Annotated in this window: 16 protein-coding genes, 1 tRNA gene and 2 pseudogenes; 10 read left to right on the top strand and 9 right to left on the bottom strand. The window is 66.6% G+C overall.

Features of this window, described 5'->3' with window-relative positions:
- Positions 1-9 precede the first annotated feature (9 nt).
- Positions 10-699, bottom strand: a complete 690-nt coding sequence (locus G6N28_RS21405) for a GntR family transcriptional regulator (protein WP_163903776.1) — start codon at positions 697-699, stop codon at positions 10-12.
- Between G6N28_RS21405 and G6N28_RS27385 the strand changes: the two are divergent.
- Positions 663-968: pseudogene (locus tag G6N28_RS27385) on the top strand (hypothetical protein); the annotation flags it as partial. The gene G6N28_RS21405 and the pseudogene G6N28_RS27385 overlap by 37 nt on opposite strands.
- Here the strand turns inward: G6N28_RS27385 and G6N28_RS27200 are convergent.
- Together G6N28_RS27200 and G6N28_RS21395 are read right to left on the bottom strand one after the other, a co-directional pair.
- A pseudogene (locus tag G6N28_RS27200) lies at positions 954-1,789 on the bottom strand (alpha-ketoacid dehydrogenase subunit beta); the annotation flags it as partial. The pseudogenes G6N28_RS27385 and G6N28_RS27200 sit on opposite strands and share 15 nt — an antisense overlap.
- Positions 1,790-1,845: 56 nt before the next feature.
- Entirely contained in the window at positions 1,846-2,874 is a 1,029-nt protein-coding gene (locus G6N28_RS21395) for a thiamine pyrophosphate-dependent enzyme (protein ID WP_163903774.1), read from the bottom strand.
- Positions 2,875-3,164: 290 nt separating this feature from the next.
- On the opposite strand from G6N28_RS21395, the gene G6N28_RS21390 reads away from it, so the two are divergent.
- Entirely contained in the window at positions 3,165-3,632 is a 468-nt protein-coding gene (locus G6N28_RS21390) for an Lrp/AsnC family transcriptional regulator (RefSeq protein WP_163903772.1), read from the top strand.
- Positions 3,633-3,901: 269 nt separating this feature from the next.
- Positions 3,902-5,860: a M4 family metallopeptidase gene (locus tag G6N28_RS21385; protein WP_163903769.1), complete on the top strand. Its 1,959-nt coding sequence runs from the start codon at positions 3,902-3,904 to the stop codon at positions 5,858-5,860.
- Between the two features lie 26 nt (positions 5,861-5,886).
- Here G6N28_RS21385 and putP read toward each other — a convergent pair whose 3' ends face one another.
- Entirely contained in the window at positions 5,887-7,407 is a 1,521-nt protein-coding gene (gene putP, locus G6N28_RS21380; protein WP_163903767.1) for a sodium/proline symporter PutP, read from the bottom strand.
- A 13-nt stretch (positions 7,408-7,420) separates the two neighbouring features.
- A complete protein-coding gene (locus G6N28_RS21375; RefSeq protein ID WP_235674790.1) occupies positions 7,421-7,999 on the bottom strand; it encodes a TetR/AcrR family transcriptional regulator in 579 nt (192 codons plus the stop codon).
- A gap of 144 nt (positions 8,000-8,143) precedes the next feature.
- On the opposite strand from G6N28_RS21375, the gene G6N28_RS21370 reads away from it, so the two are divergent.
- A complete protein-coding gene (locus tag G6N28_RS21370; protein WP_235674651.1) occupies positions 8,144-8,590 on the top strand; it encodes an alpha/beta hydrolase in 447 nt (148 codons plus the stop codon).
- A gap of 67 nt (positions 8,591-8,657) precedes the next feature.
- On the opposite strand, the gene G6N28_RS21365 is transcribed toward G6N28_RS21370, so the two are convergent.
- The 4 genes from G6N28_RS21365 to G6N28_RS21350 form a co-directional block, all read right to left on the bottom strand.
- Positions 8,658-8,732: transfer RNA gene (locus G6N28_RS21365), tRNA-Val, on the bottom strand.
- 42 nt (positions 8,733-8,774) lie between these two features.
- A complete protein-coding gene (locus G6N28_RS21360) occupies positions 8,775-9,239 on the bottom strand; it encodes a peroxiredoxin (RefSeq protein ID WP_163903760.1) in 465 nt (154 codons plus the stop codon).
- Positions 9,240-9,270: 31 nt separating this feature from the next.
- Positions 9,271-9,696, bottom strand: a complete 426-nt coding sequence (locus G6N28_RS21355) for a DUF3052 domain-containing protein (RefSeq protein ID WP_163903758.1) — start codon at positions 9,694-9,696, stop codon at positions 9,271-9,273.
- A gap of 106 nt (positions 9,697-9,802) precedes the next feature.
- Entirely contained in the window at positions 9,803-10,303 is a 501-nt protein-coding gene (locus G6N28_RS21350; RefSeq protein WP_163906508.1) for an Rv2240c family protein, read from the bottom strand.
- A gap of 233 nt (positions 10,304-10,536) precedes the next feature.
- Between G6N28_RS21350 and aceE the strand changes: the two genes are divergently transcribed.
- From aceE to kasB, 6 genes are all read left to right on the top strand, one after another.
- Positions 10,537-13,326 (top strand): pyruvate dehydrogenase (acetyl-transferring), homodimeric type, encoded by a 2,790-nt coding sequence (gene aceE, locus G6N28_RS21345; protein WP_163903756.1) that lies wholly within the window; start codon positions 10,537-10,539, stop codon positions 13,324-13,326.
- Positions 13,327-13,466: 140 nt separating this feature from the next.
- Positions 13,467-14,744 carry a PucR family transcriptional regulator gene (locus G6N28_RS21340; RefSeq protein WP_163903754.1) on the top strand — a complete coding sequence of 426 codons (1,278 nt, stop codon included), beginning with the start codon at positions 13,467-13,469 and terminating at the stop codon, positions 14,742-14,744.
- 151 nt (positions 14,745-14,895) lie between these two features.
- The gene (locus tag G6N28_RS21335; protein ID WP_163906506.1) at positions 14,896-15,804 is read left to right on the top strand and encodes an ACP S-malonyltransferase; all 909 of its coding nucleotides are present in this window, start codon (positions 14,896-14,898) and stop codon (positions 15,802-15,804) included.
- A gap of 93 nt (positions 15,805-15,897) precedes the next feature.
- On the top strand, positions 15,898-16,197 hold the full coding sequence (acpM, locus tag G6N28_RS21330) for a meromycolate extension acyl carrier protein AcpM (RefSeq protein ID WP_046754639.1): 300 nt from the start codon (positions 15,898-15,900) through the stop codon (positions 16,195-16,197).
- The gene (gene kasA / locus G6N28_RS21325; RefSeq protein ID WP_163903752.1) at positions 16,194-17,444 is read left to right on the top strand and encodes a 3-oxoacyl-ACP synthase KasA; all 1,251 of its coding nucleotides are present in this window, start codon (positions 16,194-16,196) and stop codon (positions 17,442-17,444) included. Before acpM ends, kasA begins: the two co-directional genes overlap by 4 nt.
- A 27-nt stretch (positions 17,445-17,471) precedes the next feature.
- Positions 17,472-18,743 (top strand): 3-oxoacyl-ACP synthase KasB, encoded by a 1,272-nt coding sequence (kasB, locus tag G6N28_RS21320; protein WP_163903750.1) that lies wholly within the window; start codon positions 17,472-17,474, stop codon positions 18,741-18,743.
- Positions 18,744-18,748: the final 5 nt, after the last annotated feature.

Raw genomic sequence — 18,748 nt, 5'->3', positions numbered from 1 at the left:
TCCGACGGCTCAGCTGAAGATGGTGCTGAACGAGCGGGCCAGCATCTGATAGGACTCGCGGACGTGATGCCGCATCGCGGCCTCGGCCTCTTCGTGCTGCCCGGCGAGGATCGCCTTGGTGATCTCGGTGTGTTGGCGAATCGATGTGTCACGACCATCGGGCGGAATCAGGTTCAACAGCTGGACCCGAAACGTGTTCGTGTGCAGCTGCTCGACAAGGGAGGTGAGCAGCCGGTTGCCGCTGAGATTGACCACGAGGTCGTGGAAGGCGATGTTCTCCGACATGTACGTGGCGATGTCGTCGACCTGCTTCGCCACTTCGAGCCGGCGCAGTTCGTCGCTGAGCGCCTTCGCGTCCATCCCGGCGGCGACCTGCTTGGCGGCCAGTGCGGCCGCCTGCCCTTCGAGCGCTTCGCGCACGTCGTAGAGCTCACGCAGGTCAGCCTCGGTCAGCCGCTTGATCATGGCCCCGCGGTGCGGCTCCATCTCCACGACGCCCTCGGCGGCCAGCCGGGCCATCGCCTCTCGCAGCGGCCCGCGACTGATACCCAGCTCGCGGGTCATGTCGACTTCGGGAAGTCGCTGCCCCGGCGCGTACCGCCCGAGCCGCACGCCGTTGCGCACATGCTGGACGACGTGCTCGACGACGCTGGCGCGAGCGGATGCAGCCTTGGGTGGAGCGACCTTGTCACGTGGCATACCTGCAGGCTAACAGCTCGTTCTTGACTTCGACTACAAGATGTGGCGAGAATCTGTCCTACAATTTCTTAGGACGGGAGCCAGTGATGTCTGCACGTAGCACCGAGGCCGAACGTCGGCCCAAGACCATGCCGAAGGAAGGTGAAGGCGGGTTCTCCCAGTGCTGGTATCCCGTCGCGCTGAGCAGTGAAGTCAGCAAGGGCCAGCTCATCGGGTGTGAATTCCTCGACGGCCGCGTCGTCGTATACCGCGGCGACGACGGACAGGTTCGCGTGCAGTCCGCATACTGCCGTCACCTGGGAGCCGATCTCTCCGTCGGCGAGGTCCATGGCGCCGACACCGAAACTGAGCGGCGCCTCATGGACGACGACAACGCGGCCCGTCTTGGCCGCCGACCGGGTCAGCGCGTCGGTGTCCAACGGTGACAGGGACTGCAAATCAACGACTTCCAGCGATTTGCCCTCGCCAGCCATCACATCGGCCGCACCGAGGGCAAGCGCCACGGTGCCGCCGTAGCAGAACACGGTGGCGTCGGCGCCCTCCCGCAACACGCGTGCGCTGTCCAACACGGCCGGGGACACCGACGTCTGCACGACCGATTCTCCGGAGTCCCAGTACCGCCGCTTGGGCTCGTAGAAGATCACCGGGTCGTCACACGCGATGGCCGCGCGGAGCAACTCGTAGGCGCCGGCCGGGTCGGCGCACGCGACGACACGCAATCCGGCGGTGTGACAGAAGTAGGCCTCGTTGGACTCGCTGTGGTGCTCGACGGCCCCGATCCCGCCGCCTGCCGGGATCCTGATCGTGACAGGCATTTCACCAGCCCACGCGCACGGGCCCGCAGTTTGGCCAGCTGGCTGACGATCTGGTCGAAGGCCGGGTAGACGAACCCGTCGAACTGGATTTCGCAGACGGGGCGATATCCGCGCAGCGCCAGTCCGATCGCCGTGCCCACGATCGCTGATTCGGCGAGCGGGGTGTCGAGCACGCGGTCACCGAACTCGGCTGCCAGACCGTCGGTCACGCGGAACACACCACCGAGGACGCCGACGTCCTCACCGAGCAGAATGACCCTGTAGTCACAGCGCATCTGCTCGCGGATCGCCTCGTTGAGCGCCCGGCTGAGCGAAACCTTCACCCCCGCGCTCACGCGAACGACTCCTTGAAGGACTCGAAGGACCGGCGCTGGTCGCGAAGATGGGCCGTTTCCGCGCACAGCGTCGACGTGAAGGTGTCGCTCAACGACGGCTCCGGCAGCGTCAGGCATGCCCGCCGCGCGTCGGCGGCGAGTTGCTCGGCGTCGTCGTCCACACCGTGAAAGAACTCGGTGTCCGCCCAGCCTCGCTCCACCAACAGCGTGCGTGCCCGCTCGAGTGGATCGCTGGCCTGCCAAGTCGTGAGTTCTTGGTCGTCGCGGTAACGTTTCGGATCGTCTGAGGTGCTGTGGCCCGACATCCGATAGGTGTATGCCTCGATGAAACCCGGTCTGCCGCCTGCCCTTACCCGTTCCACCATGTCCCGGGTCGCCTGGTACACGGCGAGTACGTCGTTGCCATCGACGGCGACCGCGTCGAGGCCGAACCCAGCGGCACGCAGATGTAGTGCGTTGGCGAACTGCTTGCGGTTGGGTGTCGAGATCGCCCACTGGTTGTTCTGGCAGAAGAAGACAATGGGCGCACGGTTGACCGCTGCCCAGTTGAGCGCCTCGTTGGCGTCGCCCTGACTCGATGCGCCGTCACCGAGGTACGCCAGCACCACCTCGTCGGCGCCGTCATAGCGCACACCCATCGCATATCCGACGGCGTGCAGGGTCTGCGTCGCGAGCACCAGGCTGTAGATGTGGAAGCGGTATCGGTCCGGATCCCACGATCCGTGCGTCACCCCTCGCCACTGCGAAAGCAGTTCTGCGGGTGTGATTCCGCGGCACAGGGCGGAGACGTGCTCTCGGTAGCTCGGGAAGACATGGTCGGCGGGGCGCATCGCGCGAATCGAGCCCGCCTGCGCGGCTTCCTGGCCCAGCGACATCAGCCACAGTCCCAGTTCGCCCTGGCGCTGCAATGCGTACGCCTCCTGATCGAACCGGCGGCCCAGCGCCATATCGCGGTACAGGCCGCGGACGAGATCGGCTGTCGTGTCATCGGATTGGGCTGCCGCGCGGCTGGCGAGCGTTGTCATGTCGGATCGCTTTCGACGGACAGTTCGACGTCGAGGACGTCCGCGGACTGCGCGAGGAATCGGGCCAGTGACTGCGGCCCGACCGAACCCGCGCATGCCACCTCGACGTTGTTTGTCCACGCGCATCGTCACGACCTCGCAGTGGCGCCGCGCCAGGATCGAGGCAACTCGCAGCACGACCTCAGGGGTCGCGACGACGTTGAGGTCCAGCGTGGCGCGCGCCGCTGCGCCGAGTGTCGTCGGTGTCAACGAGCGCGGAGGCTGTACGGCGGCACCGTCACGCTCTAACTATGTCGGCTGTACATCTCGATTCCACCGATATGGAGATCCTCGAAGCACTCCAGGCCGACGCGCGCCGCGGCATATCGGACATCGCTCGCCAGGTGAAACTCTCACCGGCCCCCGTGCGGCGCCGGATCAAGCGCCTCGAGGACGCCGGCGTGATTACCGGGTACACGATCACCACCGACCGCTCCAAGGTCGGCACCGGCTTGCAAGCCGTCACCGAAATGCGGTTCACCGGGGACACCGACATTCAGCAGATCGTCGAGTTCGCGTCGACGCTGCCCGAAGTGGACGAGGTGTTGACGTTGACAGGCGACGTCGACGCCCTGGTGCGACTGTCCGTCGACAGCGTCGACGACCTTCAGCGTGTGGTGAACCGGTTGCGTCGTAAAGGCGCCGGGGTCGTCTACACCAAGACGTTGATCGTCATCGCCGCGTGGTCGCGCAACACCCTCACGCACGGCGCCTCCTGACCCCCGGTGGATGACCGGGGAACGATTTAGCGGACGCCACCCGCTGTGCTCCGCCGACCACGGCTTGTCAGCAAGTGTTAGCTAATTTTTCACAACCGTAACAACGGTTGCTTCAGACCGTTGGCGGGAATCCGGCAAATTTTACGGCGCGTCAATGTAATCTTGCGGATCCGCCCCGATCAGGTGTTATCGTCTTCGCTGGCGGATGAGTTAGGCGCCTAGCGCGCCCGTCGGCGGCCACACCGAGAAGGAACCGGCAGGAGATCGCGATGGCCCTTGCAGAAGCCGAGGAATCGGGCATCCCGCGGCGCTGCACTGTGCACCCCTGCCCGCCGTCGACACACCCCACGTCGGGACGGTGGTTCCGGATGGGCGCGGCGACTGTCGGGCTCGGGGTGGCGCTGACCTTTGGCACCGGTGTCGCGCTCGCCGCGCCGGGCGACGCCTCGGACACCAGCGGCGGGACCGGCACCACCACGGGCGCCGAGGCGTCGGCACCCCCCGAATCCGGCTCTTCGGGCACCGAGGCAGAGGGTGGCCTCGACCCGTCCGGCGCCGGGGTCGCGCCGACCGCCACGCTCGTGTCGGAGACTCCGCCTACGGCCACGATCTCGGCGCAGCAGACTACGTCGACGTCGGACACCCCGGTAGACGACGCGGTCGAAGAGGACCTCGCGGAGGACCTCGAGGAGAACGCCGAAGAGGACGCCGAGGTCACTGCGCCCCAAGACGAGACCGCCGCCCTGCCCGAGACCGATGCAGCGGTCGCCGAAGCGGCCGAAGCCGGCGAGCAGTCGTCGCCGGCCGCGGAGGAGCCGACCGGCGCCGGTGGCTCGGACCCGTCGCAGTCCCGCAGCGCGACGGACTCGTCCTCGCCGGCCACGGAATCGCTCGCGGCCGAGGACATCGATGTCGCGCCGCTGTCGGCCCCGGATGAGTCGGCACCCGCCGCAGCGGTGGGGGCTGTCGACGCCGTCGCGGCCGCTTCACAGTCGACGCCGGCAGCGGGGCCCGACGAGATCGAGATCGTCATCGAAGTCGTCACCGGCCGTGACGTCCGGCCCAATCCGGTGCGCACCGTGGTCCTCGGACTGCTCGGCCTGTTCGGCTTCGACCCGAACGCGACCATTCCCCCAGCGAACCCACTGGTGCCCGTGCTGGACGTGATCTGGGGCATCTACCGACGCATCGAGAACTCGGTCGCCGATGCGCTCGAGTTCGTGGGCTTCCCGGCCAGATCGACCGTGATCACCCAGGTGACCACGCTCGTCGTCCCGGAGGAGTACACCGCGCTCGACCTGCTCGCCTCGGCGCGGGAGTTCAACGGGGTGTACAGCGCCGAACTCGACGAGTATTTCCTGATCGACGTGCAGCGAGGGATCCGCACCTATACGGCGGCGACCTATCCGAGTGGGTCGCTGCACTACCCGATCGACCCGCCGGGCCAGCTCATCACCGCGACCCAGCCGACCTCGTGGGACCCCTCGGGGGTGTCAGGACACGCGAACATGACGGTGGTCTACGACTACTACGTGGCCACGCTGTCGCGCGAGTCGTACGACGGCGCAGGCGCGCCCGTCGCCGTCATCGTCGTCTCCGACATTCTGAACAACGCGTACTGGTATCGCAGCCAACAGGTTTTCGTGTTCGGTCACGACTTCGAGGCGGCGCTCGACATCGTCGGTCACGAGTACACGCACGCCGTCATCGACGAGGTCGTCCGCGGTCAGCACGGGGAGATCCTGGGCCAGGACGCGCAGTCCCGCGCCCTCGAGGAGGCCTATTCCGACATCCTGGGCGGCCTGATCGAAGGGAAGTCCGGCCCGGGCAGGTGGCTGTTCGGCGAGGACCGCGGCTGCGGGCAGGGTGCGGGCCAGTGCGCCCTCCGGAACATGGCCGTACCCTCGCAGTACGGCGGCTACTCCTCGTATGATCAGTTCGACGCCAGCGCGAAGGAACACCGCAACAGCACCATCTTCAGCCATGCCGCCTACAAGATGATGACCGCTTCCGCCACCGCGGAGATCACCGATGACGAATGGGCGCAGGTCTTCTACGGGTCGCTGTACCGGCTCACCCCCGGTGCGACATTCGCCGAGGCGGCCGCCGCGGTGATCGCCGAAGCGGAAGCCTTCGGATTCGAGGACGACGAAGTGGCGACGATCAGGCAGGCCTTCACCGACGTCGACATCCCGGTGCCCTCCGAGGCCAACGCGGTCGCGGCCTGACGCCGGCCCACGACCGCGGGCCCGCGTCACGCCGAGGCCGCGGGTTGGTGAGTCTTCTCGGCCATCTCGGAGAACTCACGCTGGATCTCGTCGTCCTCGCGCGCCGTCATGAGCGAAACGGCGACCGCGACGACGAAGCACGCGATGAAGCCCGGAACGATCTCGTACATCGCGCTCGACAGCGCATCGGTCTGACCCCAGATGCCGACCACCACAGCACCGGCGATCATCCCCGCGATCGCACCGGAGGAGGTGACCCTGCGCCAGAACAGCGACAGGATGATCAGCGGCCCGAACGCGGCACCGAAACCCGCCCACGCGAAGCCGACGAGGTCGAGGATCGTGTCATCGGGGTTGAGCGCCAACAAAACCGCCACCACCGCGACCGTCAGCACCCCCAGCCGGCCGTAGGTGACCAGCCTCGTCGGACTGGCCTCCTTGCCGAACGCGCGGTAGATGTCTTCGACCAGAGCCGACGAGCACACGATGAGTTGCGACGAGATCGTCGACATGATGGCCGCCAGCACCGCCGCGAGCACGATCCCGGCGACGAAGGGATGGAACATCACCTGCGCGAGCCGGAGGAACACGGTCTCGGGGTTGTCCAGCGTCACGCCCTCACGGAAGAAGTACGCCAGGCCCGCGAAGCCGGTGGTGATCGCACCCGCGGACGTGAGGATCATCCAGCTGATGCCGATACGACGACCCGCCTTCGCGTCGGCCGAGGAGCGCATCGCCATGAAGCGGACGATGATGTGCGGCTGGCCGAAATAGCCGAGCCCCCAGGCCGCCGCCGACACGATGGCGAGAAAACTTCCGCCGAAGAACAGTGATGTGCGGTGGATTTCGTCACCGGGGTTGGCGGCGTTGTGCGCGGCGTCGGCGGCCTGGACCAGGCTGACCACCTCGCCCGGTCCGCCGGCGGCGATGATCGTCGCGACAGGGATCGTGACGAGCGCCGCCAACATCAGCAGCCCCTGCGCGACGTCGGTGAGCGACGCGCCCAGGAAGCCGCCGAACAGCGTGTAGCACAAGGTGACTCCGGCAACCATCAGCATGCCGGTTCGATACGACGAGCCGAACGAGGTCTCGAAGAACACGCCACCGGCGACCATGCCCGACGACACGTAGAACGTGAAGAAGACCAGGATGATCGTGCCTGCCGAGATCCGTAGGACATGCGATTTGTCGCGCAGCCGGTTCTCGAAGAAGCTCGGCACGGTGATCGAGTTGTTGGCGATCTCGGTGTAGGTCCGCAGTCGCGGTGCGACGAACTTCCAGTTGAGCCAGGCGCCGATCACCAGCCCGATCACGATCCACGACTCGAGCAGGCCGGCGGCGTAGATCGCGCCGGGGACCCCGAGGAGCAGCCATCCGGACATGTCTGAAGCCCCCGCGGACAGCGCGGCGACAGGCGGGCTGAGCTTGCGGCCGCCGAGCATGTAGTCGTCCAGGTCGCTGGTCCGGCGGAAGGCGTAGAAGCCGATCGCGAGCATCACGACGAAGTACAACCCGATCGCTGACATCTGAAACGCGCTGTCGGACATGGCTTTCTCGTTCCTAGCTGGATGAGTGGCCGTTGACGAGCCAGAAGACCGCCCGTTCCATCGACGGCAGCACGTCGGTGACATCGATTGCGTTGGTGGCGAGTTGAGTGAGCACGCCGTACACGAGGCTGGTGAGGATGCGCTCTAGGTCCTCGGCGAAGCGCGGGTCCGCTGTGCCCAGCACCTGCCTCGCCGCTGGGGTGACGGCGTTTAGTCCGAGTCTGGTGAGGCGATCTCCGCCGGGGCCGGACACCGCGCGGAAGTAGGACTTGAGCAGCTGCGGATGCGATTCCCACGGCTCGAACACTGTGCGGAAGATGTGCATCAGGCCGCCGTAGAGAGTGTCGTCGGCCGCAGGCGTGAGGCCCGCATATCGGTTGGCGGTCACCCACCACTCGAGCGCCGCGACGATGAGTTCGTCTCGGGTGCGATAGCGCTTGTAAATCGTCGCCAATGACATCCGCGCGCGGCGCGCGACTTCTCGCAGCTGCACCGCGTCATAGCCCTCGGTGTCGAGCAGTTCCACGACGATGCCGATCAACGGGTCCGATGCGACTTGCTCCGTCCGGCCCTCGAGGGGGTCAGATTGCACGACGCCTTCCGCGGACACGGTAACGATGTTACTCTGCGAGACCAGAGTAACGCCGTTACTCGACGGCGATCGCACGGACGAGGAACCGCCGGCGGCGCGTATGTCACCAAGCCGACCATCCTGCACTGGGCCAACTATTCTTTGATGGCGTGGGCCACCGGTGCCACCGTCGTCGTACCGATCTACCCGCTGGCCACCAAGGGCGGCACCGCCGGCCAAGTGGTACCGCAAGTCGCTCAGTTGATCTCGAACGAGGTCACCAACCATCCCAACGGCGGGGTCAGCGTGTACGGGGCCGGGGACCTCGATCCCAAGGATCCGCTGGCGAGCCCTCTCTACGGCTCACTGGACGGCTTGCCACCGACGTATGTCTACGCCGGATCACTCGACGTGCTGGCCCCGGATGCCGTCGCGTTGAAGCAAAAAGCCGAGCAGACCAATGCCCCGATCACCTTTGTCCTGCGGAAGGGACTGATTCACGACTGGGCGATGGTTCCGATCACCCCGGAGGGGATCGCCGTGCTGCCCAATATCTATCGGAATCTGGTGGGCTGCAGCCTCTTCAGCCCGTTCGCCTGTACCTTCCTATGACGCGTTTCGGCGGAGAGTAATTCGGTCATCGCCTCGTGGGCGGTCATCGCGCTGAACTGCGGATACCTGGTGGGCGCGCGCAGGATCGAACTGCGGACCGCTGGTGTGTAAAACCAGAGCTCTACCACTGAGCTACGCGCCCCTGCGAAGGCAAGCTACACGCCGACCTCGCGCGACAGGAAATTCAGCCGTTCCGTAACGCCGCCAACGCCTGCGTCCACACCGACTGGTCGCGTGGCTCCCCCGGTTCCTTCATCTCGGCGAACCGGATGATGCCGGAGCGGTCCACGACGAAGGTGCCCCGGTTGGGAAAGCCCGCGTCGTCGTTGAAGACGCCGTAGGCCTGGGCCACCTCGCCGTGCGGCCAGAAGTCCGAGAGCACGGGAAACAGGAACCCGCTCTGCGTCGCCCAGATCTTATGGGTGGGCGGCGGGCCGACCGAGATGGCCAGGGTCGCGGTGTCGTCGTTCTCGTAGTCGGGCAGGTTGTCGCGGATCTCGTCGAGCTCGCCCTGGCAGATGCCGGTGAACGCCAGCGGGAAGAACACCAGCAGCACGTTCTTCTCTCCCCGATAGCCGCTGAGCGTGACGGGCCGGCCGTTCTGGTCCTTCAGCGTGAAGTCCGGCGCCTCGGTGCCGACCTCTAGCAACGGAGTCTCCTGTTCTCGCGCACGACGCTTGTCACCGCCTCCCGGCCGCTTTCGACTTCGGTTGCACCAACCGGGTGGCGATCCAGTTCCCCAGGTTGGCCGACGACGTCTGCATCAGGCCCGCGGTCGGGGCGGACTCGGCGATCTCGGCAGGCTGCACGTGGCCCGGCTGACCGGTCTTCGGCGTGATCACCCAGATGACACCGTCGTCGGCCAGCGGGGTGATGGCGTCCATCAACCGGTCGACGAGATCGCCGTCGTCATTGCGCCACCACAGCAGCACCACGTCGATGACCTCGTCGGCGTCCTCGTCGAGCAGCTCACTTCCGCACGCTTCCTCGATGTCGGCCCGGATGTCGTCGTCGGTGTCCTCGTCCCAGCCCAACTCCTGTACAACCTGATCTTTTTGGATGCCCAGTCTGCGGGCGTAGTTCGGGGCGTCATCCGCCGCGACCACCGTGGTCCTCCTTCAGCCAGCTCGGGCGCACCGTGCGCATTCGAGACCTATCGTCGCATGACGGCCCACATTTGCAGACGACTGGCGACAAGTTCATCAAACCGCGTCAGTATGCGGCATCGCAGAGGTTCAGCGCGGACGTCTTCGTGTCGTTCAGCCGGGTGATCGCCGCATTGAACTCGACGGGCCCGTAATTGCCCGCGATGGCGGTCGCCACGCTCCTGGCCGCGTCCACCCAGGCGTGCAGCGCGTCCCTCAACTCCACACTCAGCGGGTCGGACACGCTGCGCGCGACCAGGTCGGCGCTGTGGTTGAGGGCATCGATCGCCGGTTGCGTCTTGACGACCACATCGGCGGCGTTCTCGTTGAACGCATCGACGTAGTCGTTCACCGCGGTGATCGCATCGACGCTGCTCGAGCTCAGCGCCTCGCACGAGGAGTGGATGGCCTGCTTGGTGATCGACGACTGGCGCTCCGATTCCCGCGCGCGCGAGCTGGAGACCGACTCCTCGATGGAGGCCGACACCGACGCCCGATAGACCGGCGCTTCCCCGGCGTCGACCCTCGCAGTGCCCTCGGTGACGCTGCTGCAGCCGACGATGATCATCGCCAGGGCAGCCAGGCTGCCCACCACCAGAGCGGCAATCCGTAGCCGCTGTTGCGACAGCCCACCGATCTGCACGGTCTGCAGACGTTACCGGTTCGGATCTGCGATCGCCGGTGCATTCGGTCTCCACCCCCAGCGGTGCGCCTGGGGCAGGATGGGACAAAGATAGACAGCACGCAGAAAACATCTGCGCATATCGGTAAACACCTATACCGCCTAACAAGGAGCGGAAGTTGACCACCGAGTTCGTGCGCCAGGACCTGGCCCAAAACTCCAGCACCACATCAGAACCCGACCGGGTACGAGTGATCCGCGAGGGGGTCGCGTCGTATCTGCCCGACATCGATCCCGAAGAGACCAGCGAATGGCTCGAGTCGTTCGATCAGATGGTGGAACGGGCCGGGCCGGCGCGGGCCCGCTACCTGATGCTGCGGCTGTTGGAGCGCTCCCGCGAGAAGCGCGTCGCCATCCCCGCGCTGACCTCCACGGACTACGTCAACACGATCCCCACCGAGTCCGAGCCGTGGTTCCCCGGTGACGAGGAGGTCGAGCGCCGATTCCGAGCCTGGATCCGGTGGAACGCGGCGATCATGGTGCACCGCGCGCAGCGGCCGGGAGTCGGTGTGGGCGGCCATATTTCGACGTATGCGTCCTCGGCTGCACTCTACGAGGTGGGCTTCAACCACTTCTTCCGCGGCAAGTCCCATCCCGGCGGCGGGGACCAGGTGTTCATTCAGGGGCACGCCTCGCCGGGGATCTATGCCCGGGCGTTCTTGGAGGGCCGGCTGACCGCCGACGACCTGGACGGCTTCCGCCAGGAGCACAGTCATCCCGGGGGCGGACTGCCGTCGTATCCGCATCCGCGCCTGATGCCGGACTTTTGGGAGTTTCCCACCGTGTCGATGGGCCTGGGCCCGATGAACGCGATCTACCAGGCCCGGTTCAACCGCTACCTGCACAACCGCGGCATCAAGGACACCTCCGATCAACACGTGTGGGCGTTTCTGGGCGACGGCGAGATGGACGAGCCGGAAAGCCGCGGGCTGGCCCACGTGGCCGCCCTGGAGGGGCTGGACAACCTGACGTTCGTCGTGAACTGCAACCTGCAGCGCCTCGACGGCCCGGTGCGCGGCAACGGCAAGATCATCCAGGAGCTGGAGTCGTTCTTCCGCGGCGCGGGCTGGAACGTCATCAAGGTGGTGTGGGGCCGCGAATGGGATGCGCTGCTGCACGCCGACAAGGACGGCGCGCTGGTCAACCTGATGAACGTCACCCCCGACGGGGACTACCAGACCTACAAGGCCAACGACGGCGGCTACGTGCGGGAGCACTTCTTCAACCGCGACCCGCGCACCAAGCAGTTGGTGCAGCATCTGTCCGATCAGGAGATCTGGAACCTCAAGCGCGGCGGGCACGACTACCGCAAGGTGTATGCCGCCTACCGCGCGGCGATGGAGCACAAGGGCCAGCCGACGGTGATCCTGGCCAAAACCATCAAGGGCTACTCGCTGGGCGCCCACTTCCAGGGCCGAAATGCCACTCACCAGATGAAAAAGCTTGCGCTGGAAGACCTCAAGTACTTCCGCGATGCGATGCGAATCCCGATCAGCGACGCCCAGCTCGACGAAGACCCCTATCTACCGCCCTACTACCACCCGGGCCCGGAGGCCCCCGAGATCCGCTATCTGCTCGAACGCCGGCGCGCCCTGGGCGGTTTCGTCCCGGAACGACGCACCAAGGGCAAGGTGCTGACACTGCCCGGGCGCGACACCTACAAGTCGTTGAAGAAGGGGTCCGGCAACCAAGAGGTGGCCACCACCATGGCGACCGTGCGTACCTTCAAAGAACTGTTGCGCGACAAGGAGATCGGCTGGCGAATCGTGCCGATCATCCCCGACGAGGCCCGCACGTTCGGGATGGACTCGTGGTTCCCGAACCTCAAGATCTACAACCCCAACGGGCAGCTGTACACCTCTGTGGACGCCGAGTTGATGCTGGCCTACAAGGAAAGCGAAGTCGGGCACATCCTGCACGAGGGCATCAACGAGGCTGGGTCCTCGGCCAGCTTCATCGCGGTAGGCACGTCGTACTCCACGCACAACGAGCCGATGATCCCGGTCTACATCTTCTACTCGATGTTCGGCTTCCAGCGCACCGGCGACAACCTGTGGGCGGCTGGGGACCAGATGACGCGCGGGTTCCTGCTGGGCGCGACGGCGGGGCGCACCACGCTGGTCGGTGAGGGCCTGCAGCACGCCGACGGGCATTCGCATCTGCTGGCCGCGACGAACCCGGCGGTCGTCTCCTATGACCCGGCGTTCGCCTACGAGATCGCCTACATCATCGAAAGCGGTCTGGAGCGGATGTACGGCGAGGGCCAGGAGAACGTCTTCTTCTACATGACCGTGTACAACGAGCCCTACAAGCAGCCCGCCGAGCCGGAGAACCTTGACGTCGACGGGCTGCTGCGCGGCATCTACCGGTACCGCCCGGCCCCGGAGAGCCGGTCGAACGTCGCGCAGATCCTGGCCTCGGGCGTGGCCATGCCCGAGGCCCTGCGAGCGGCCGAGCTGCTGGCCGCCGACTGGGACGTCGCCGCCGATGTGTGGTCGGTGACCAGCTGGGGCGAGCTCAACCGCGACGGGGTGCGGATCGAGAAGGACCGGCTGCGCCATCCCGACCGGCCGGCCGAAACGGCCTACGTCACCAAGGTGTTGGCCGATGCGGCCGGCCCGGTGGTCGCGGTCAGCGACTGGATGCGCGCGGTGCCCGAGCAGATCCGGCCCTGGGTGCCGGGCACCTTCATCACGCTGGGCACCGACGGCTTCGGGTTCTCCGACACCCGCCCCGCCGCGCGGCGGTTCTTCAACACCGACGCCGAGTCGATCGCCGTCGCCGTGCTCGAAGGCCTGGCCCGGGACGGAAACTTCGACCACTCGGTGGCCGTCGAGGCCGCGAACAGGTACCAGATCGACGACGTCATGGCCGCGCCTGCCCAGACCTCGGACCCCGGGGTGGCCTGATTTTTCCCGCCGAGCAGACGCGAATCCCCCCTCCTGGGCGCCAAAATGGGGGTTTTCACGTCTGCTCGGCGAAGGAGGGCGCGCCGCTCGACGCCACAGCGTTGGAGGATTCCTCCATAGGTTTCGCGTAGCCTTTATCCGTGGCCGACAATCGGTACGTCCCGCCGAAGTCCACCGTCGAGGTCCTGCAGTCGGTGCCCGACTCGGTGCTGCGCCGGCTGCAGCAGTACTCGGGCCGGCTGTCCACGCAGGCGGTGCGGGCGCTGGAGGAACGGCTGCCGTTCTTCGCCGAGCTCGACGCCTCGCAGCGGGCGAGCGTGCAGCTGGTGGTGCAGACCGCGATCGTGAACTTCGTCGAGTGGATGCGCGATCCGCAGAGCAATGTCAGCTACACCGCCGAAGCGTTCGAGGTGGTCCCCCAGGATCTGCGCCGGCGTATCGCGCTGCGGCAGTCGGTGGAGATGGTGCGCACCACCATGGAGTTCTTCGAAGAGGTAGTGCCGCTGCTGGCCCGCTCCGAGGACCAGCTGACCGCGTTGACCGCCGGAATCCTGCGCTACAGCCGCGATCTGGCGTTCGCGGCGGCCACCGCCTATGCCGACCAGGCCGAGGCCCGCGGCGCGTGGGACACCCGGATGGAGGCCAACGTCGTCGATGCCGTCGTACGCGGCAACACCGGGGCGGAGCTGCAATCCCAGGCGGCCGCGCTGAACTGGGACGCCACCGCGCCGGCCACCGTCATCGTGGGCCTACCGCAACCCGACCGCCTCGACCTGGCCGGCGACGACATCCGTGACGTCGGCACCCGCAACGGCCGCGCGACGTTGTCCGACGTGCACGGCGCATGGCTCGTCGCGATCGTCTCGGGCACGCTGTCCCCGACCGACCGGTTCCTCACCGAGGTGCTGACGGTCTTCGCCGACGGCCCCGTGGTGGTCGGGCCGACGGCGCCCACCCTGAGCGCGGCCCATCGCAGCGCCACCGAGGCGATCGCCGGGATGAACGCCGTCGCGGGCTGGCCCGGGGCGCCGCGACCGGTCGCCGCGCGCGAACTGCTGCCCGAGCGCGCCTTGCTCGGCGACGCGACGGCGATCGCGGCGTTGGACTCCGAGGTGATGCGGCCGCTGGCGGATGCGGGGCCTACGCTGACCGAGACCCTGGACGCCTATCTGGACTCCGGCGGCGCCATCGAGGCGTGCGCCCGCAAATTGTTCGTTCATCCAAATACCGTCCGCTACCGGCTCAAACGGATCGCCGACTTCACGGGACGGGATCCGACTGTTCCGCGTGATGCCTATGTGCTTCGGGTGGCCGCCAGCGTGGGCAGGCTCAGCCGCCCGGCATATCAATCAAGCACGCTAAATACCGCTGCCGTGGTGCGTCCGGTGCTGCGCAGGACGGCCGAGGGTGGCCAGTAAACGAAGAGGTTGGTCGCGAACCGATCTCGATGAAGTCGCATCACATGCGTTTTTGTGGACCTTCCACAAAAACTTAAGACCATGTTCATAATCTCTTACACCGTGCAAAACGGTCTTCACAGTGTTTTCTTAATTCGTGCCTCAAAGACCCGTGCTTGCGTTGCTTGCGCCCGGACAGGGCTCCCAGACACCCGGCATGCTCGCCGCGTGGCTGGAGCTGGCGGGTGCTGCCGAACGCGTCGCGACGTGGTCGGAGATCAGCGGGCTCGACCTGGCCAGGCTGGGCACCACCGCGACGGCTGAGGAGATCACCGACACTGCGGTGACCCAGCCCCTCGTCGTGGCCGCGACCCTGCTCGCGCACGAGGAACTGACCAACCGCGGCCTGCTCGCCGATAAAGCCACCGTGGTGGCCGGCCACTCGGTCGGGGAGATCGCCGCATACGCCATCGCCGGCGTCATCTCCGCCGATGACGCGGTCAAGCTGGCCGCCACCCGCGGTGCCGAGATGGCCAAGGCCTGCGCGCTTGAGCCCACCGGCATGGCCGCCGTGCTGGGCGGGGACGAAACCGACGTGCTCGCCCGCCTCGAAGCGCTCGACCTGGTGCCCGCCAACCGCAACGCCGCGGGACAGATCGTCGCCGCCGGGGCGGTCGCCGCGCTGGACAAGCTTGTCGAGGATCCGCCGGAGAAGGCGCGGGTGCGCAAGCTGGCCACCGCGGGCGCGTTCCACACCCATTACATGGCCTCGGCCCTCGACGGCTACGCCGCCGCCGCCGAAGGTGTAACGACCGCCGAGCCGAATACGACGCTATTGTCGAACGCCGACGGTCAGCCGGTGGCCTCGGCCGCCGACGCCATGACCAAGTTGGTGGCGCAGATGACCCGCCCGGTGCGGTGGGACCTGTGCACCGCGAGCATGCGGGAAAGCAATGTCACGGCGATCGTCGAGTTCCCGCCCGCAGGGACTCTGGCCGGCATCGCCAAACGCGAACTTCGGGGAGTGCCGGCCTACCCGGTTAAATCCCCCGCCGACCTGGACGGGCTTGCAGAGCTCTGACGGGCAGCCGTTCCCGGCGTGCCGGGAAGTACAACCGCATAACGCACGTCAACCAATAAGAAGAAGCAGTACCAACAACTAGAAGGAGCCACCGTGCCCGCCACTCAGGAAGAAATCATCGCCGGTCTCGCCGAGATCATCGAAGAGGTCACCGGTATCGAGCCCTCAGAGGTCACCCCGGAGAAGAGCTTCGTCGACGACCTGGACATCGACTCCCTGTCGATGGTCGAGATCGCCGTTCAGACCGAGGACAAGTACGGCGTGAAGATCCCCGACGAGGACCTCGCCGGTCTGCGCACCGTCGGTGACGTCGTCGCCTACATCCAGAAGCTCGAGGAAGAGAACCCCGAGGCCGCCGCTGCCATCCGGGCGCAGATCGCGGAGAACAAGTGACCAGACCTTCCACTGCTAACGGCGGTTTCCCCAGTGTTGTGGTGACCGCCGTAACGGCGACGACGTCGATCGCGGCGGACATCGAGAGCACTTGGAAGGGCCTGCTGGCAGGCGAGAGCGGAATCCGGGAACTCACCGACGATTTCGTCACCAAGTGGGATCTGCCAGTGCGTATCGGCGGGCATCTCGTCGACTCAGTGGACGACCACATGACACGGCTCGACATGCGCCGGATGTCCTACGTCCAGCGGATGGCCAAGCTGCTCAGCGGCCAGCTCTGGGAGACGGCGGGCGCCCCCGAGGTCGACCCGGACCGCTTCGCCGTCGTCATCGGCACCGGTCTGGGCGGCGGCGAGAAGATCGTCGAGACCTACGACGCGATGAACCAAGGCGGCCCGCGCAAGGTGTCGCCGCTGGCCGTGCAGATGATCATGCCGAACGGTGCGGCCGCGGTCGTGGGGCTTCAGCTCGGCGCCCGCGCGGGCGTGCTCACCCCGGTATCGGCCTGCTCGTCGGGCTCGGAGGCCATCGCCCACGCGTGGCGTCAGATCGTCATGGGTGACGCGGACATCGCGGTGTGCGGCGGCGTCGAGGGCGGCATCGAGGCGCTGCCGATCGCGGCGTTCTCGATGATGCGGGCCATGTCGACCAACAACGACGATCCCGCGGGTGCGTCCAGACCGTTCGACAAGAACCGGGACGGTTTCGTGTTCGGTGAGGCCGGGGCGATGCTGGTCATCGAGACCGAAGAGCATGCGAAGGCCCGTGGCGCCAAGCCGCTGGCTCGGCTGCTCGGTGCGGGCATCACCTCGGACGCCTATCACATGGTCGCGCCGGACCCCAACGGTCAGCGGGCGGGCCACGCGATGAAGCGCGCGATGGAGACCGCGGGCTTGGAGCCCAAGGACATTCAGCATGTCAACGCCCACGCCACGGCCACGTCGATCGGTGACGTCGCCGAGGCCAACGCGATTCGCGTGGCCGGCGTCGAGCATGCTGCCGTGTACGCGCCGAAGTCGGCGCTCGGCCACTCCATCGGTGCGGTCGGTGCGTTGGAGTCCGTGCTGACCGTGCTCACGTTGCGCGACGGCGTCATCCCGCCGACGCTCAACTACGAAACCCCCGATCCCGAGATCGATCTCGATGTCGTTGCGGGCGAGCCTCGATATGGCGACTACCAGTACGCCATCAACAACTCGTTCGGGTTCGGTGGACACAATGTCGCCCTGGCATTCGGGCGTTACTGAGCGACGAAAGGAAGCATCGGAGCTGTAATGGCAGGGCAAGAACGGTTGGCTCGGCTCTCGACGGGAGCCGGGTTCCCCGACGTTGTCGTCACCGGAATCGCGATGACGACGTCCGTGGCGACCGATGCCGAGGGCACCTGGAAAGCGCTTCTGGAGGGGCGCAGCGGGATTCGTAAGCTCCAGGATCCGTTCGTCGAGCAGTACGACCTTCCGGTCCGTATCGGTGGGCACCTGCTCGAGGACTTCGACTCTGAGCTCACGCGCGTGGAGCTCCGCAGGCTGTCGTACCTGCAGAAGATGTCGACGGTGCTCAGCCGCCGGGTCTGGGAGCACGCCGGCTCCCCCGAGGTCGACACCAGGCGCCTGATGGTGTCGATCGGGACGGGCATGGGTTCGGCCGAAGAGCTCGTCTTCGCCTACGACGACATGCGTGCCAAGGGCATGAAAGCGGTGTCGCCGCTGGCAGTGCAGAAGTACATGCCCAACTCCCCTGCCGCCGCCGTGGGCCTGGAACGTGGCGCCAAAGCCGGTGTGATCACTCCGGTCTCGGCGTGCGCGTCGGGGTCCGAAGGAATCGCGCACGCCTGGCGCAACATCGTTCTCGGGGAAGCCGACATCGCGATCTGCGGTGGCGTCGAGTCCAAGATCGAGGCGGTGCCGATCGCCGGATTCGCGCAGATGCGCATCGTGCTGTCCAACACCAACGACGACCCGCCGGGTGCGTGTCGTCCGTTCGACAAGGACCGCAACGGTTTCGTGTTTGGTGAGGGCGGCGCGCTGCTGGTCATCGAGACCGAGGAGCACGCCAAGGCGCGGGGGGCCAAGATCCTGGCCCGCCTCATGGGTGCCAGCATCACGTCGGACGGCTACCACATGGTGGCCCCCGACCCCAACGGTGAGCAGGCCGGACACGCGATGACCCGGGCGATCCAGCTCGCCGGCCTTTCGCCCACCGACATCGACCACGTCAACGCGCACGCCACCGGCACCTCGGTCGGCGACGTCGCCGAGGGCATCGCGATCAACAATGCGCTGGGCTCGCACCGGCCGGCGGTTTACGCGCCCAAGTCGGCGCTTGGCCACTCGGTCGGCGCGGTGGGCGCGGTGGAGTCCATCCTCACCGTGTTGGCGTTGCGGGACGGCATCATCCCGCCGACGCTGAACCTGAAGAATCAAGACCCCGAGATCGACCTGGATGTCGTTGCAGGTGGAGCTCGGCCTGGAAATTACCGGTACGCGATCAACAACTCGTTCGGATTCGGTGGGCACAACGTCGCGCTCGCCTTCGGGAAGTACTGACGCAC

Origin of the sequence: Mycolicibacterium pulveris, from assembly GCF_010725725.1 — a bacterium.
Classification (GTDB): domain Bacteria; phylum Actinomycetota; class Actinomycetes; order Mycobacteriales; family Mycobacteriaceae; genus Mycobacterium; species Mycobacterium pulveris.
The sequence above is the reverse complement of the archived record's forward strand: the minus strand, read 5'-3'. Positions and strand labels throughout refer to the sequence as shown.